The organism is Rhizobium sp. BK512 (genome assembly GCF_014194915.1).
Taxonomy (GTDB): domain Bacteria; phylum Pseudomonadota; class Alphaproteobacteria; order Rhizobiales; family Rhizobiaceae; genus Rhizobium.
Map to the genome: position 1 here is coordinate 973,939 of NZ_JACIAS010000001.1, position 14,289 is coordinate 988,227.

The window sequence follows — 14,289 nt, forward strand, 5'->3', positions numbered from 1 at the left end:
GGCCCGACGCAAACCCCACCTTTGACTGCGCCGGGAAAGCTGTTCCGCTCTGAAGGCAATTCATGCCTAGTTTCAACGGGCTGTCAATGTTTCTCCTTCCACGAAAACGCGGAAGTTTTTTCGTACAGCCAGTAATAGTTGTTGACCATTTGATTGGTACGGCGATAGCGGAACCCGGCTGTCGAGAAGACCAGCAGAGTTACGAAATCGATGATGTAGAAGAGGGCGCTGAGCATCGGGCCGTCAAACAGCGCATGATGCAGGAACTGCATCGCCCAGGCGAGCAGGAAGGTGTAGACGACAACCAAGGAGTAGTTGTTCCAGCCGTCCGCAACCGCCCTGCCGGCGCGCCACGCCGTCCAGAAACCGATGAGCACAACGAGCGCTCGGATGACGAGCTTCACGCCGTTGTCGCTTTCGAAGAAAAGTCCCTGCATAATCAAACTCTCCCTTCTGCCGCGATCAATGCCGCCCGCCTTCGAGATAGGCAGCACGCACCTCGGGATTCGCAAGCAGTTCCTTGCCGCTGCCGCTCATCGTTACCTTGCCGTTGACCAGCACATAGGCCCGGTGCGACAGCTTGAGCGCTGCGAATGCGTTCTGCTCCACGAGGAAGACGGTCAGCCCCTCCTTCTCGTTCAGCATCTTGATGGCTTCGAAGATGCCCTTCACGATCAGCGGAGCGAGGCCGAGCGACGGTTCGTCGAGCAGCAGCAGCTTCGGGCGCGCCATCAGCGCGCGGCCGATCGAAAGCATCTGCTGTTCGCCACCCGAAAGCGTGCCGCCACGCTGCGACTGACGTTCCTTAAGACGCGGGAACATAACGAAAATCTTTTCTACATCCTCATGGAAGTATTTGAGATTATCGAGGCCGGCGCCCATCTGGAGATTTTCCAGCACGGTCATTCGCGGAAAGATGCGTCGTCCTTCGGGCGACTGCGCGATACGCAACCGCGCGATCTCATGCGTGGGCAGCTTGGTGATATCCTGGCCGTCGAAGACGATCGAGCCGGTACGGGCCTGCGGGCTCCCGCAGATCGTCATCATCAGCGTCGACTTGCCGGCGCCGTTGGCGCCGATCAGGCTGACGATTTCGCCCTTCTTCACCTCGACATCGATGCCGGCGAGCGCGCGAATATTGCCGTAATAGGTCTCGACGCCCTGAACCTTGAGAAGCTGTTCACCGGCCGCCATCAGATTGCGCCCCCTTCTACGGTCGCAATGACCTCTTCGACTTCTTCATCCTCGACACCAAGATAGGCTGCAATAACCCTCGGGTCGTTCTTCACGTGGTCGGGGCTTCCGTCGGAAATCTTCTGGCCGTATTCCAGAACGATGACGTGGTCGGAAATTTCCATGACCACCGACATGTCGTGCTCGATGAGCAGGATAGAGGTCCCCGTTTCGGTGCGAATGCCTTTCAGCAAGGCATTGAGCGCTGCCGATTCACGCGGATTGAGACCGGCAGCCGGCTCGTCGAGGCAAAGCAGCTCCGGACCGGTGCACATGGCACGAGCGATTTCCAGACGACGCTGGGCGCCGTAAGGCAGGTCGCCGGCCGGATCGTCGGCGCGGTCGATAAGGTCGGCCTTCTCCAGCCAGTGGCGCGCAAGCTCGATGGCAGCAGCCGCTTCGCGCTTGTAGGGACCGATACCGAGCAGACCAAGCACCGTGAAGCCCGAAGCCTTCATCAGTTTGTTATGCTGGGCGACCAGCAGGTTTTCCAGAACGGTGAGGCCCGAGAACAGGCGGATGTTCTGGAAGGTACGGGCAACCTTGGCTTCCTTGGTGATACGGAAGTCCGGCAGGCGCTCGAGAAGGTACTGCTTGCCGCTGTTCTGCGTCAGCGTAATCATGCCCATCGTCGGCTTGTAGAAACCAGTGATGCAGTTGAAAACGGTCGTCTTGCCCGCACCGTTCGGGCCGATCAGCGCGGTGATTTCACCGCGCTTGGCCTCGAAGGAGAAGTCGTTGATGGCCATCAGGCCGCCGAACTTCATCGACAGGTGCTCGACCTTGAGCAAAGTGTCATTCGACATCGTGTTCTCGACAGGGCTCATCAACCATGGCCCTCCTTGGTAAAGCTTCCGGAGACCGCTTTGCGCTCCTTGAGGAAGGCGGTCGGCTCACGCGAGCCGACGAAACCGCGCGGCTTGAACAGCATGACGATGACCATCGCAAGGCCGAAGAGCAGCATGCGGTAGAGTTCCGGGGTGAAATCCGGTCCGAAGACCATCTTGAGGAAGTCCATTTCGCGCAGCACTTCCGTACCGCCGACCATGACGACAGCGGCGATAGCGATGCCCGTCAGCGAGCCCATGCCGCCAAGGACGACGATGGCGAGAATGACGGCCGATTCCAGGAACACGAAGGATTCCGGCGAGACGAAGCCCTGACGGGCGGCGAAGAAGGAACCGGCGAACCCGCCGAACATCGCGCCGGTGGCGAAAGCGGTCAGCTTCGTCGTCACCGTGTTGATACCGAGCGAACGGCAGGCGATTTCATCTTCGCGAAGCGCTTCCCACGCACGGCCGATCGGCATGCGGCGCAGCCGGATCGTCACATAGGCGGTCAGCATGCAGAGAGCCAGGATGACGTAGAACAGGAAGATCTTGTAATAGGCCGAAGACGACGGCAGGCCGAAGACCTTGGCGAAATTGTTCGCCTTGCCGACATCGAAGCTCCAGATGCCGAAGACCGAAGCCTTGGCGATGCCGGAGATACCGAAGGTGCCCTTGGTGACTTCCGTCCAGTTGATGATGACGAGACGAATGATTTCACCGAAGGCGAGCGTGACGATCGCCAGATAGTCGCCGCGCAGGCGCAGCACGGGGAAGCCGAGAATGACACCCCAGAGAGCGGCAAAAATACCGGCGAGCGGCAGCAGCACCCAGAAGGAAAAGCCGAAATGGGCCGACAGCAGCGCATAGGAATAGGCGCCGACTGCGTAGAAGGCGACATAGCCGAGGTCGAGCAGACCGGCGAGACCAACGACGATATTCAGACCCCAGGCGAGCATCACGTAGATCAGGATCTGGATGCCGAAATTGTCCACCCATTTCAGCGCGCCCTGCGGACCGAGGAAATAGGCTGTCAGCAGCGGATAAACCACCAGGAAAAGCAGGGCGAACTTCAGGAAATGCGTCCGGAAGAAGCCTTTTTCCGTCGAGATCTCCAGATCGCCATGACGCGCCTTCAAAAGCTTGCGCTGATCAAGATGCGGCCTGACGAAAACAACCACGATGAAACGGCCGATGGCGGCGACCAGCACGAAAATGGCCAGCAGTCCCCAACGCTGAACGATAATCAGCTCGTTGTTGATGTTCTGCTGCGTGCCGAGACCGACATAGAGAACGAACAGGCCAAGTGCGATGAGGCCGGAGAAGAAGGCTTCCCTAAGCCCCTTCTGGACAAGCCCGGCGTCGGACTTGCCAGCGGAAGTGTCGATGTTTGCCATGACTTATACCTTCTCGACTTCCGGCCGGCCGAGAATGCCCGTCGGCTTGAAGATCAGCACGAATGCAAGAATGGCGAAGGTAGCGACATCCTTGTACGCGATGGTGAAATAGGCCGACCACAGGGATTCGATGAGGCCGATCATCAGCCCGCCGAGAACAGCACCCGGCAGTGAGCCGATGCCGCCGAGAACGGCTGCAGTGAAGGCCTTGACGCCCGGGATGAAGCCATCGTTGAACGATGCGACACCATAGTACATCAGATACATCGTGCCGGCGACGGCCGCGAGTGCCGCACCCATGATGAAGGTGATGGAGATGGTCTGGTCAACATTGACGCCCAGAAGGGCGGCCATCTTGCGGTCCTGTTCGGTGGCGCGCTGAGCACGTCCGAGTGCCGTCTTGTTGACGAGATACCAGAAGGCAGCAAGCAGGACGACGGTCACGACAATGATGATGATCTGCTTCAGCGAGATCGAGAGACCACCAACATTATAAACCGTGCCGACGAGCGGCGGGATCGGCTTGTTGCGCGGACCCTGCGTCACCTGGATGAAGTTGGACAGCGTGATCGACATGCCGATCGCGGTAATTAGCGGCGCCAGGCGGAATGAACCGCGCAGCGGGCGATAGGCGACGCGCTCGATCGTCCAGTTCCACAAACTCGTCATCAGCATCGCGACCACAAGCATCGCCAATAGCAGCACGGCTACCGGAAGACCTGCAAAGATGGATGTGAGAACGAGAAAGACGATAAGAGCAGCGAAACCACCAAGCATGAAAATATCGCCATGGGCGAAGTTGATCATGCCGATAATGCCGTAAACCATCGTATAGCCAATAGCCACAAGGCCATAGATGGATCCGAGAGTCAGCCCATTGAAGAGCTGCTGGACGAAATACTCCATATGTCATTTCCCCTGGATGCGAACCAAATTTAAGTTGCATCTCTTATTGGTTTTATCGCTCATGCTTTCACATGAGCCTCTAGCTCGCATTGCATAGCGGTTTCGTTGGAAATGTGAAGACAAAAAGGATTTACTGCGCCAGAATCTTGGGCAAACAGCGGTAAATGGCGCAATTCAAACCAAAATCCACACAAAAGCGGCATCGTTTGGCAATTTTTTAGCCAGATCCGGCTTTGTCAATTAATCTTTGTGCACTGAACCAAGCCAGAAACGCTCGCGTCGCGCGTAAACTGTTCCACAAGTAAGGAAGTTGACGAAATTTCAAACTCGAAGATGCTGTTAATTGCAAATGCCATTTCACCGACCATTGCCGCTGACGGCTTCATGCAAATCCTGCGGGCCTGTGTTAATGTTACGGGATTCCGGCAAGGGGTGCGGCAACACCTCCGATAGACTATATATAGCGCAGTAGTCTCAAGACGGATTTACGGGCGAACGGCAGGAATATGCTGAAGACATTCGAACGGGCGGCACTCGAAGCCGGCAAGGCCATCATAGAGGTCTTCTGCGACGGCTGCCCGGTGGAAATGAAGGCCGACGAAAGTCCGGTGACGATCGCCGACCAGGAGGCCGAGCGCATCATACTGGCGCATCTGCAACGCGATTTCCCCGAGACCCCTGTCATCGCCGAAGAATCAGTGGCTGCCGGCAAGGTGCCCGACATCGCCGGAAAGTCGTTCTTTCTCGTCGACCCTCTCGATGGCACCCGCGAATTCCTGGATAAGCGCCGGGAGTTTACCGTCAATATTGCCTATGTGGAAAATGGCATTCCGGTCGCCGGTATCGTCTACGCCCCGGCGCTGGGCATCGCTTTTTCCGGCGAACGCGGAAGCGCGGAAAAACTGGCAATCGACGAAAATTTTGCAGTAACGGAGCGGAGCCTTATCAAGGTGCGCAAGCAGCCGGCAGAGAGCATGGCTCTTGCAAGCTTTCGCCACGATAGTCCCGAGACTGGCCTTTTCCTGGCCAGGCATGCCATCTCCAAATGCACCAACATCGGCTCGTCCCTGAAATTCTGTCTGCTGGCTGAAGGCAAGGCCGATGTCTACCCGCGGTTCACCCGCACCATGGAGTGGGATACAGCGGCTGGCGATGCGGTGCTGCGCGCAGCCGGCGGATCGACTGTCACTATGGACGGCCAACCGCTCCTCTACGGCAAAACCGGTGCGGCTGCCGATTTCGACTTCGCAAATCCCCATTTCGTCTCTTGGGGCGGTACGAAACCTGCACTCGCACAGGCACAGTGACCATAGAAAGTCGATGTCTTCCAACTTTTTTGCGGAAATATCGTTGCCGTCATCGGCGATCGGTTCTTCGATGTCTCCGGCCGAAAAATCCCTGGGTACGTTCCGAAATCGGTCGTTCCCTTGATTCGAGGGGTGCGCCCTTCGGTTTTCCGATGGCATGTTTTCTTGCCACGTTCTCGCCACAATTGACGCCGCCGCCGTGATGTGACTTCGGTAACATCTTGGCACACACAGACGCAATTATGGAATGAATATCTTAATTACAGAATAGCGCCGCCGATAACTTTTCCCGCTCTTATCCCCTCACGCTGGACGGCAAATTCGATCCCGGCCGGACCATCATCTCTCAGGCGCCGTGGGCAATGGAGCGTTTTGGTACGGTGTAGCCCTCAACCATTGCAACCGTCGTCTGCCGTCCCGAATCCGGTCAAACACCTAAGATTCCTAATAAAAATCCCGGTTGAAAAATAAAACTCCTGATTTTGCATAAACTTAACGCAACTGCGAAGTTTGCTGCGATGCGAAATTTCTCTGGACTCGGTTAAACAAATGTCGCAAATTTAGGATGTAGTAGGGTTAAACGTCGCCTAACATTCTGGCGCCTTAATGTGGCGCTAACCAAGCCATCTAATCACACCGCCGAAAGCTTCAAAATACAAAGGGTAGATCCTTGAGCGTCATGGACCTTAACAAGAGTATTTCTGAAGAGAGCTTTCGCGTTACGCCTGTTCGACAGGGCAACGCGAGGTTCCCAGTTACCGCACTCGACAGCATCGTTCCGCCACCTGCCTCCGTGCAGTTCTTGATGAAGCGCGCCTTCGATATTTTTGCCTCGATCAGCGCGCTCGTCGTGCTTGCTCCACTGCTTCTCGCCGTCGCAGCCCTGATCAAGATGGACAGCCCCGGTCCAGTCCTCTTCAAGCAGACGCGCTGGGGCAAGAACTGCCGGGCCATCAAGGTCTACAAGTTCCGTTCCATGCGCACGGACATGCAGGATGTCAGCGGCGTTGCACAGACGGTCAAGAATGACCCTCGTGTCACCCGCGTCGGCGCATTCCTGCGTCGCTCTAACATTGATGAGCTTCCGCAGCTTCTCAACGTGCTGAAGGGTGACATGTCCGTTGTTGGACCGCGCTGCCATGCAATCGGCATGCGTGCCGGCGGCATGCTCTATGAAGAGCTGGTTCCGGAATATCATCACCGCCATGCCATGCGTCCGGGCATTACCGGCCTGGCGCAGATGCGCGGCCTGCGCGGCCCGACGGACCGCCCGGCCAAGGCGCGCGCCCGCATCGCCAGCGACCTCCACTATGTCGAGAACTTCTCGGTATTGATGGACATCCGCATCATCTTCGGAACGCTGATTTCCGAACTGAATGGCGGCAAAGGCTTCTGATTGGAAAAGAAGGGTATCGGCTGTTACAGCAGCCGATACCGAAATGCCCGGGCAACGGCCTGCATCCGGTTGACCGAATCCAGCTTGCGCATCGCGCTCTTCAGATATCCCACCACCGTATGAGACGAGAGATCGAGAATGATCGCGATCTCATCGCTGCTCTTGCCGGCAGCCGACCAGCGCAGACATTCGATCTCCCGCCGGGTCAGGCTTTCCGATGGCTGGTCCTCCGGCTTCTCGTCGCTTGGTAGCGTGTCCAGAAGCTCCATGCAGCCATAAAGCAGCGCCATTGTTTCTTCGCGAGAGGGCATCGCCTGCGCGCCTGAAAAAGCAAAAATGTATTGTTTCAGGTCAGCGTCGTGCAGTGCGAAGGCAAAGGTATGCTTCAGCCCGTGCATCTGAAACATCGTGTTCAGACGGCGATTTTCCTGGTTCGCTGCATTGCCACCAAAAGGGCCTTCCTCACAGAAGACAGGCATGATGGTTTGTTTCAGGACAGCGACCAGCTTGCTGCAATAGAAGAGGTCCGCCTCCTCGTAAAAGTTGACGAGGCTCTGAGGCCAGTTGCTGATCAGCTTGTTTTCGAGAAAGGCCGTCCTGTCCCCACGCGGGAATACGGAAAACAGGTAGAACTCGAACCCCGCAGCCTTCGCCAGCTCGTCTAGGCGGTTTGCGCCGTCGACGGCGGAAACGCCCGCAGAACGGGCTCCAAAAGGCGAAAATGCAGCATCATCGGCGCAGTCGCGGACTGCGCGTTCACGTCTCTTCATTCTCTTGTTCCTTCACGGGCCTGGCTTCGGCTCGGTCTCGCAGCCGGCCGCGGGTTGGACGCGCCGGACGATCACGAAAGACGCGATTGCCCCGCATCCGAAGGATACGAAGCATTCAAACGGCAATCTTCAATGATACTGCGAGAAGAACGGAGACGAAGTCTTTGCGCTCATGCTTATGTTGCAGCGCTTATAAATTGTCCGGAAAATAATATGTAACATTTATTCCGCATGGCTCCCATGCAGCCGGGTCAAACTGACGCAACGGCAGGAGCCGGCAAATCAGCCTCGGACGCGCGTCTAAAGTTGTTATCAAAGTCTTACGATGCGTTTAGGCAATTTTTAAATGTGGCAAGTTAGAGTGGCACCCGTGGTCTTGCGTTGTGTAGAGAGTCCAATGACCGAAATGATACGTCCCCGAGTAAAATATGTCATCGGCCCCGATGGCAGCCCCCTGACGATTGCGGATCTTCCGCCGCCCAATACGCGGCGCTGGGTCATCCGCCGGAAGGCAGAGGTTGTCGCGGCTGTGCGCGGTGGCCTGTTGAGCTTGGAAGAAGCCTGCGAGCGTTACACGCTCACTGTCGAAGAATTCCTTTCCTGGCAGTCCTCCATCAACAGCCACGGCCTTGCCGGCCTGCGCACCACGCGCATCCAGCAGTACCGCCACTGACCCCACTCCCTTCGATTTGATCATTTCGGGCCGGACGCATTTCCCTTGAGGGAATGAAGAAGGCCCGAAATCATTGCCGAGGCCGCGTAACACCAGAGGCCGGGCTGCGTGAACGCATTCGCAAGTCCTGTCGTCTTCGCCGCCGCAATCACGATCGCAACGAGCAGCACATCCATCATGGACCACTTGGACAGATGCGGCACGACGTTGCGATAAAACAAGCTGCCGGTGCTGCCGGCAGCCGTCAATTCAGCCGCGATCCCGATCATTTTCAAAACCGGCAATACGATCGAGACGAGCCCCACCAGCGCTGCAAGCGCAACGTCGCCGCCATTCCAGAGCGAAGCCACGATTTGCAGAAGTGATGGTGTCTCGTCGAAGAACCAGAGCTTCTCGAAACGGATGAGCGGAAGCACGAGACCGAGCGCCAGAAGAAACGGCGCCGTCACCAATAGAACCGGCCGAATCACCAAAAGCCTGTTCAATTCCCGCCTCCCCTTTTGAACACACTGTCTCCTGCCGCCACGGCTTGGCATGCCGATGCCGTCATGTCACGTTCCCGACCACACAATTCGTCAGGAGACACAGAATGGATATCAGGATTGAGGAAAACACCTCCGGCGGCCGCTACGTTGCGGTGCTGGAAGGCCATGAAGCGGAAATGACTTATTCCCGGACATCGCCGAAACTCATCATCATCGATCATACCGGCGTGCCGGACGCTTTGCGTGGCAAAGGCGTCGGCCAGGCACTCGCCCTCCACGCGGTCGAGGCAGCCCGCCAGGGCGGCTGGAAGATCATTCCGCTCTGCCCCTTCTTCAAATCACAGGCGCAGCGCCATCCGGAATGGAACGACGTGGTAAACTGAAGAGGCCACCTCACACGACAGAAACACCAAAAGCCATGCATGACGGACACTTCGCCCGTCATGCATGGCTTCTGTGGTTATCCCCCAGGGCGCCGGTACCGGCGCCTGCAATATTCGTCAGGCCCGGGCGCGAACTGCGCCGTCGCGCTCTTCGAGCGCCGTTGCCCTGGCATATTCCGCCTGCATTTCCTCAAGCGCCAGTTCCAGCGCCTCCTCCTGAACCTTCAGTTCCTTGATCGAGACCTGAAGATTGTCGGCGCGCTGACGTGCGGCCTTGGCGAAGGTCGGATATGCAAAGTGATTCGGGTCGGAAATACCGGACTTCTTTTCCTCGACGACGATCTGGCTTTCCAGATCCTTCGTCATCCGTTCAAACTCGGACATCATCATCTGCAACTGCTGCAGCTGACGACGCTTTTCGTTAACCTGAAACTCTTTCAGGCGAACGAGGCTCTCTCGCGACTTCATACGCATTACTCCCGTGATGCGAGACCCCGGCTCAACTTGAAACCGCCCTTGCGCGCCGCTTTGACACGGTTTGCCGAAAAATTTCCTGCGATATTAACAAAAACCTACCGCTGGTAACCTTTCGTTTACGGGCATCGTTAATGATAGGTGAGATGATTTAAGGCTCGGTAAACACCAGGACAGGAAAACCGAACCTTTTCATTAGCGAGTCGGATGAATCACTTAACTCGATTTCTTAATGTCAAAGTTGAGAACTGAGTTTCGAGATTCCCATTGGAAAACAGAGAAATGGAAAAATTATTTAATAAATTCGATACTCCTTGCCAGAGTGAATTAGAATTTGTTAACCATTTCGTGGCAGCTTCCAAATCACGTAGCTTATTCGGTATCGCGTAGGGGGCCATGCCACCTTTCGGCGGCGGTAAAGGGGATAATTATGCGGGTACTACTCATCGAGGATGATAGCGCTACGGCGCAGAGCATCGAACTGATGCTCAAATCTGAGAGTTTTAATGTTTATACGACAGATCTCGGCGAAGAAGGCGTGGATCTGGGCAAGTTGTATGACTACGATATCATCCTTCTCGATCTGAACCTTCCCGACATGTCCGGATACGAAGTGCTGCGCACTCTCCGTCTGTCGAAGGTCAAGACTCCGATCCTGATCCTCTCGGGCATGGCCGGTATCGAAGACAAGGTTCGCGGTCTCGGCTTCGGTGCCGACGACTACATGACCAAGCCCTTCCACAAGGATGAGCTCGTCGCTCGCATCCATGCGATCGTCCGCCGCTCCAAGGGCCATGCACAGTCGGTTATCATGACCGGCGAACTGATCGTCAACCTCGATGCAAAAACCGTCGAAGTCGGCGGCCAGCGCGTTCACCTGACGGGCAAGGAATACCAGATGCTGGAGCTTCTCTCGCTCCGCAAGGGTACCACGCTCACCAAGGAAATGTTCCTGAACCACCTTTATGGCGGTATGGACGAGCCCGAACTGAAGATCATCGACGTCTTCATCTGCAAGCTGCGCAAGAAGCTTGCAAATGCCGCCGGCGGCGCCAACTACATCGAAACCGTCTGGGGTCGCGGCTATGTGCTGCGCGAGCCCGATGGTGCCGAATACGCCGAAACCGCCTGATCCGCCAAATCCGCTTATCCCTAAAAATCCCGCCCTTGTGGCGGGATTTTTGTTTTGGTGCTCTATCCCGAAATGAAAAAGCCGCCCGGAGGGACGGCTTGCGTTAACGATTTGCGCGACCTGCTCAGGCGGCGATTGCGCGATTTCCGAACACGGCGGTGAGGATCTTGCGGTCGAATGGCTTCAGCAGGAAGTCGGTTGCCCCTGCCCGCTTGCCGGCCATCAGCTTCTTCAGGTCGGCCTCGATGACGCAATAGTAGATCTTCACCTCTTTGCCGCCGTCCAGGGCGCGGATGGCGGCGATGAGTTCGAGCGCCCCTTCCATACCTGAATCAACGATCAGATATTCGGGAAGCTCGGCCTGGCAGCGTTGCAGCGCCTCCTCGGCGTTCGACGCTTCGCTGACCAGGAAATCGAGTTCGGAAAGGATTCGCTTGCCGACCTTGCGAACGATGTCCGAACTGTCGGTGATCATGAATCTCTGCATGGCGGCTCCTTATCCCTCGCGCTGTCTCCATCGAGGGCCTTCCTGACCTTCGAGGATAGGTTGATCAGGCTAAGGAATCGTTACCGCCGTTGCTTCGATCAGCAATTGGTAAACTACGCTGCAGCGATCTTGGCAGTGAAGATGATCTCTTCGGCGCTGACTTCGTGACCCAGAACCATGCCGCATTCTTCAGCCAGAAGTACGGTATAGTAGGGCTGGATCGAATGCGCATCGATCGCTTCTTCGACAGTGCCGGTAGCGATTTCGATGAACTTCGGCGGCATGCGCATCAGCTTGCCCTTGGCGACGAGCTTGAAGCTTGCATCGAATTCGGGATTTTCCAGAGTGATATCCAGATTGCCGCCGCGCGGTATGGAAGAATATGCGACGAGGAAAAGGTTCAGAAGGAGTTTGACCCTGTTCTTGGCGACGATCGCGCGCGGACCGCTCCAGGTCACTTCGGTCTTCTTTTCGGCCACAGCGAAATCCTTGGCCGCACGTTCGGCCTCACCGGTATCGATCGAGGCGCCGACGGAACCGGAAGCACCAAAGGCAAGGCGTGCGAATTTGAGACGGACCGAGGCATTCAGTGCGCTGGTGCGGATGAGATCCATCGCATCCGAATCTGCTCCGCCTTCGTCCAGAAGCTCCAGGCCGTTGTTGATGGCGCCGACTGGTGAGATCACGTCATGGCACACGCGGCTGCACAGAAGTGCTGCCAGGTCCGGACCGGACAGAGTGAGATTGGGGTTCTTGGACATCATCGTCTCCTGAGGGCGGCAGTGTCATTCCACCCGGTAGTGTGCCTGATCAAAATTGCGCGAAGTTTGCGACCGTACTCACCGCCATAATGACACCATATTTGGTAAACCGATTGTTAAGACGATCGGCGCAAAATGCATCAAATGCTAATACTCCTGACAATGACGAATGGATGACATCATGCGCCTCCAATTTCTCGGAAGATTTATCGGCTTCTGCAAGTTGCTGACCGCAATCGTGATCTCGTCGATGATGATTACAGGGCAGGCCGCAGCGCAGCAGAGCAACGGCCAGTATACAGTGCAGGAAATCGTCGATGCCGGTCATTCCTTCTTCGGCGAGACCAGCGGCGGCCTTGCCAAGGTCGTTGAAAGCGCCTTCCAGAAATATGGCCTGCCGAACGGCTATATTCTCGGCCAGGAAGGCGGCGGCGCCTTCATCGCCGGCCTGACCTACGGCGAAGGCCAGCTCAACACCAAGAATGCAGGCGAACACCCGCTCTACTGGCAGGGTCCGTCTCTCGGTCTTGACTACGGCGGCCAGGGCTCGCGCGTCATGATGCTGGTCTACGACCTGCCGTCCATCGATTCCATCTATGCCCGCTTCGGCGGCGTCAGCGGCTCGGCCTATGTCATCGCCGGCTTCGGCATGACGCTTCTCAAGAACAACAATGTTCTGGTCGTACCGATCCGCACCGGTGTCGGCGCCCGTCTCGGCATCAATGTCGGCTACCTGAAGGTCACCCCGAACCCGACGTGGAACCCCTTCTGAAAAGCTCAGATCAGCGCTAATATTCCTGGGAATATGGTCCTGCCGGCGCCCGCAGCCTTGCCGATGTGCCCCCTGCGTGCTTAATCAACGGACTGTATCAACCTTCGAAGCGATGGCCGCGCCGTGATCGAATATGCTCTTTTGTTCGGATTGGGTTTCCTGACCGCGGCCTTCCTCGTCTTTCTGGTCTCGCCTGCTGTCCATCGCCGCATCGTCTGGTACACCGAGAACCGCCTCAAGGCCACGATGCCGTTGAGCCCGCAGGAAGTGCGGGCGCAGAAGGACATGGTGCGCGCGCTCTACGCCGCTGAAAATGCCCGCACTGCGCAGGATCTGCAGCGCGAACGCGAGAAGTCGCTCTCCCTGCAGCTGCGCCATGACGCGCTCGCCGTCGATGCCGGCAGGCTGGCCTCCGAAGTAAACGAGGCACGCGCGCAGATCGGCGAAATGCAGGTGGAGGCCGCCGAGCAGCGTTCCCATCTTCGCAAGGACGAAAACTATATCAGCCAGCTGAAGACGAGCCTGCATATTGCCGAACAGGCTGGCTCCAACAAGGATAGCGAGCTGGAGACGCTGCGTGCGCGGCTTTCCAAGCTTGCGGAACAGGCCGACAGTCTGAAGATCGACCTTGCCGCCCGCGAGACTGAAGCTGAGAACCTGAAGTTTCGCGCCAATGCCATGCGCGACGAACGCGATACGATGCGCAAGGACGTGACCGTTCTGCAGAAGCGCGCCAAGGATGCCGAGCAGAAGCTCAGCCAGCAGCAGCACATGGTCATTCGCCTCGAGGACAAGGCCGCCCGAGAAACCGCCTCCGCCGCGGACAAAGAAGCCCTGCTCGGCCGCCGGCAGCAGGAAATCGCCAAGTTGAAGGACCAGCTGAAGGCGGCCAATGCCGAGCTGCGCAAGGTCACCAAGCTGCTGCGCGATGCCGGTCTTGCCAACGCTGTTGCCGATCTTCCCGCCGAAGGGAGCAGCGAAGCCGAAACCTCGGAACTCGATCTCACATCTATCACAGCGCAGATGAGCGACAATGTCCGCAGGCGCAGCGCGGCACTGGCCGATCACCTGCAGAAGGCAAGAAACAATACCAGTCGCGATGGTGCGCTTCGCGAGGAAATCACCTCGATCGCCGCCAGCATGGTGGCGCTTACGGCGCTCAACGAAGGTCCGTCCTCTCCGATCCTCTCCCTCCTGCCTGACAGCGGAGAGAAGAAGGGAGCGAACGACCGCGTGAATCTCGCTGACCGTGCAGCTGCGATCATCGCCGATCCGCAGCGCTGACC

General features: G+C 57.2%; 17 protein-coding genes. 7 read left to right on the forward strand and 10 right to left on the reverse strand.

The features are described from left to right. Window positions 1–83: 83 nt before the first annotated feature. Genes FHX06_RS04940 through FHX06_RS04960 form a run of 5 tightly spaced genes read right to left on the reverse strand, consistent with a single transcriptional unit; the run spans window position 84 to window position 4,363 of the window. Window positions 84–437 (reverse strand): DUF6867 family protein, encoded by a 354-nt coding sequence (locus tag FHX06_RS04940; protein WP_112543990.1) that lies wholly within the window; start codon window positions 435–437, stop codon window positions 84–86. A 25-nt stretch (window positions 438–462) separates the two neighbouring features. Then, entirely contained in the window at window positions 463–1,194 is a 732-nt protein-coding gene (locus FHX06_RS04945; protein WP_112543989.1) for an ABC transporter ATP-binding protein, read from the reverse strand. Continuing rightward, entirely contained in the window at window positions 1,194–2,060 is an 867-nt protein-coding gene (locus FHX06_RS04950) for an ABC transporter ATP-binding protein (RefSeq protein WP_112971180.1), read from the reverse strand. Before FHX06_RS04950 ends, FHX06_RS04945 begins: the two co-directional genes overlap by 1 nt. Then, complete coding sequence (gene livM, locus FHX06_RS04955) at window positions 2,060–3,457, reverse strand: high-affinity branched-chain amino acid ABC transporter permease LivM (RefSeq protein WP_112543987.1); 1,398 nt, start codon at window positions 3,455–3,457, stop codon at window positions 2,060–2,062. Before livM ends, FHX06_RS04950 begins: the two co-directional genes overlap by 1 nt. A 3-nt stretch (window positions 3,458–3,460) precedes the next feature. Beyond that, window positions 3,461–4,363: a branched-chain amino acid ABC transporter permease gene (locus FHX06_RS04960; protein ID WP_029869102.1), complete on the reverse strand. Its 903-nt coding sequence runs from the start codon at window positions 4,361–4,363 to the stop codon at window positions 3,461–3,463. Between the two features lie 506 nt (window positions 4,364–4,869). Between FHX06_RS04960 and cysQ the strand changes: the two genes are divergently transcribed. Then, window positions 4,870–5,670 carry a 3'(2'),5'-bisphosphate nucleotidase CysQ gene (gene cysQ / locus FHX06_RS04965; protein ID WP_183878243.1) on the forward strand — a complete coding sequence of 267 codons (801 nt, stop codon included), beginning with the start codon at window positions 4,870–4,872 and terminating at the stop codon, window positions 5,668–5,670. 679 nt (window positions 5,671–6,349) lie between these two features. Beyond that, the gene (locus tag FHX06_RS04970; RefSeq protein ID WP_112543986.1) at window positions 6,350–7,066 is read left to right on the forward strand and encodes a sugar transferase; all 717 of its coding nucleotides are present in this window, start codon (window positions 6,350–6,352) and stop codon (window positions 7,064–7,066) included. A gap of 23 nt (window positions 7,067–7,089) precedes the next feature. On the opposite strand, the gene FHX06_RS04975 is transcribed toward FHX06_RS04970, so the two are convergent. Further along, entirely contained in the window at window positions 7,090–7,836 is a 747-nt protein-coding gene (locus FHX06_RS04975) for a helix-turn-helix transcriptional regulator (RefSeq protein WP_113204481.1), read from the reverse strand. Window positions 7,837–8,233: 397 nt separating this feature from the next. Here FHX06_RS04975 and FHX06_RS04980 point away from each other — a divergent pair, with 397 nt between their 5' ends. Then, the gene (locus tag FHX06_RS04980) at window positions 8,234–8,509 is read left to right on the forward strand and encodes a DUF1153 domain-containing protein (RefSeq protein WP_007533628.1); all 276 of its coding nucleotides are present in this window, start codon (window positions 8,234–8,236) and stop codon (window positions 8,507–8,509) included. 20 nt (window positions 8,510–8,529) lie between these two features. On the opposite strand, the gene FHX06_RS04985 is transcribed toward FHX06_RS04980, so the two are convergent. Beyond that, window positions 8,530–9,045, reverse strand: coding sequence for a paraquat-inducible protein A (locus FHX06_RS04985; protein ID WP_183878245.1), 516 nt, complete (start codon window positions 9,043–9,045; stop codon window positions 8,530–8,532). A gap of 53 nt (window positions 9,046–9,098) precedes the next feature. On the opposite strand from FHX06_RS04985, the gene FHX06_RS04990 reads away from it, so the two are divergent. Beyond that, entirely contained in the window at window positions 9,099–9,377 is a 279-nt protein-coding gene (locus FHX06_RS04990) for a GNAT family N-acetyltransferase (protein ID WP_112971184.1), read from the forward strand. A 117-nt stretch (window positions 9,378–9,494) separates the two neighbouring features. Here the strand turns inward: FHX06_RS04990 and FHX06_RS04995 are convergent, their stop codons facing one another. Then, window positions 9,495–9,845, reverse strand: a complete 351-nt coding sequence (locus tag FHX06_RS04995) for a flagellar export protein FliJ (RefSeq protein ID WP_112543982.1) — start codon at window positions 9,843–9,845, stop codon at window positions 9,495–9,497. A 436-nt stretch (window positions 9,846–10,281) separates the two neighbouring features. Between FHX06_RS04995 and ctrA the strand changes: the two genes are divergently transcribed. Further along, window positions 10,282–10,983: a response regulator transcription factor CtrA gene (gene ctrA / locus FHX06_RS05000; RefSeq protein ID WP_003542362.1), complete on the forward strand. Its 702-nt coding sequence runs from the start codon at window positions 10,282–10,284 to the stop codon at window positions 10,981–10,983. A 124-nt stretch (window positions 10,984–11,107) separates the two neighbouring features. On the opposite strand, the gene FHX06_RS05005 is transcribed toward ctrA, so the two are convergent. Then, window positions 11,108–11,470: a response regulator gene (locus FHX06_RS05005; RefSeq protein ID WP_112543981.1), complete on the reverse strand. Its 363-nt coding sequence runs from the start codon at window positions 11,468–11,470 to the stop codon at window positions 11,108–11,110. A gap of 113 nt (window positions 11,471–11,583) precedes the next feature. Next, on the reverse strand, window positions 11,584–12,234 hold the full coding sequence (gene chpT / locus FHX06_RS05010) for a histidine phosphotransferase ChpT (RefSeq protein ID WP_183878247.1): 651 nt from the start codon (window positions 12,232–12,234) through the stop codon (window positions 11,584–11,586). 178 nt (window positions 12,235–12,412) lie between these two features. Between chpT and FHX06_RS05015 the strand changes: the two genes are divergently transcribed. Together FHX06_RS05015 and FHX06_RS05020 are read left to right on the forward strand one after the other, a co-directional pair. Next, window positions 12,413–13,003 carry a DUF1134 domain-containing protein gene (locus tag FHX06_RS05015; RefSeq protein WP_112971197.1) on the forward strand — a complete coding sequence of 197 codons (591 nt, stop codon included), beginning with the start codon at window positions 12,413–12,415 and terminating at the stop codon, window positions 13,001–13,003. A 123-nt stretch (window positions 13,004–13,126) separates the two neighbouring features. Further along, complete coding sequence (locus FHX06_RS05020) at window positions 13,127–14,287, forward strand: hypothetical protein (RefSeq protein WP_183878249.1); 1,161 nt, start codon at window positions 13,127–13,129, stop codon at window positions 14,285–14,287. Window positions 14,288–14,289: the final 2 nt, after the last annotated feature.

Bases quoted from the DNA above. Each gene is read 5' to 3' on its own strand.
- FHX06_RS04940 (WP_112543990.1), bottom strand. From the start codon at position 437: ATGCAGGGACTTTTCTTCGAAAGCGACAACGGCGTGAAGCTCGTCATC.
- FHX06_RS04945 (WP_112543989.1), bottom strand. From the start codon at position 1,194: ATGGCGGCCGGTGAACAGCTTCTCAAGGTTCAGGGCGTCGAGACCTAT.
- FHX06_RS04950 (WP_112971180.1), bottom strand. From the start codon at position 2,060: ATGAGCCCTGTCGAGAACACGATGTCGAATGACACTTTGCTCAAGGTC.
- livM (WP_112543987.1), bottom strand. From the start codon at position 3,457: ATGGCAAACATCGACACTTCCGCTGGCAAGTCCGACGCCGGGCTTGTC.
- FHX06_RS04960 (WP_029869102.1), bottom strand. From the start codon at position 4,363: ATGGAGTATTTCGTCCAGCAGCTCTTCAATGGGCTGACTCTCGGATCC.
- cysQ (WP_183878243.1), top strand. From the start codon at position 4,870: ATGCTGAAGACATTCGAACGGGCGGCACTCGAAGCCGGCAAGGCCATC.
- FHX06_RS04970 (WP_112543986.1), top strand. From the start codon at position 6,350: ATGGACCTTAACAAGAGTATTTCTGAAGAGAGCTTTCGCGTTACGCCT.
- FHX06_RS04975 (WP_113204481.1), bottom strand. From the start codon at position 7,836: ATGAAGAGACGTGAACGCGCAGTCCGCGACTGCGCCGATGATGCTGCA.
- FHX06_RS04980 (WP_007533628.1), top strand. From the start codon at position 8,234: ATGACCGAAATGATACGTCCCCGAGTAAAATATGTCATCGGCCCCGAT.
- FHX06_RS04985 (WP_183878245.1), bottom strand. From the start codon at position 9,045: ATGCCAAGCCGTGGCGGCAGGAGACAGTGTGTTCAAAAGGGGAGGCGG.
- FHX06_RS04990 (WP_112971184.1), top strand. From the start codon at position 9,099: ATGGATATCAGGATTGAGGAAAACACCTCCGGCGGCCGCTACGTTGCG.
- FHX06_RS04995 (WP_112543982.1), bottom strand. From the start codon at position 9,845: ATGAAGTCGCGAGAGAGCCTCGTTCGCCTGAAAGAGTTTCAGGTTAAC.
- ctrA (WP_003542362.1), top strand. From the start codon at position 10,282: ATGCGGGTACTACTCATCGAGGATGATAGCGCTACGGCGCAGAGCATC.
- FHX06_RS05005 (WP_112543981.1), bottom strand. From the start codon at position 11,470: ATGCAGAGATTCATGATCACCGACAGTTCGGACATCGTTCGCAAGGTC.
- chpT (WP_183878247.1), bottom strand. From the start codon at position 12,234: ATGATGTCCAAGAACCCCAATCTCACTCTGTCCGGTCCGGACCTGGCA.
- FHX06_RS05015 (WP_112971197.1), top strand. From the start codon at position 12,413: ATGCGCCTCCAATTTCTCGGAAGATTTATCGGCTTCTGCAAGTTGCTG.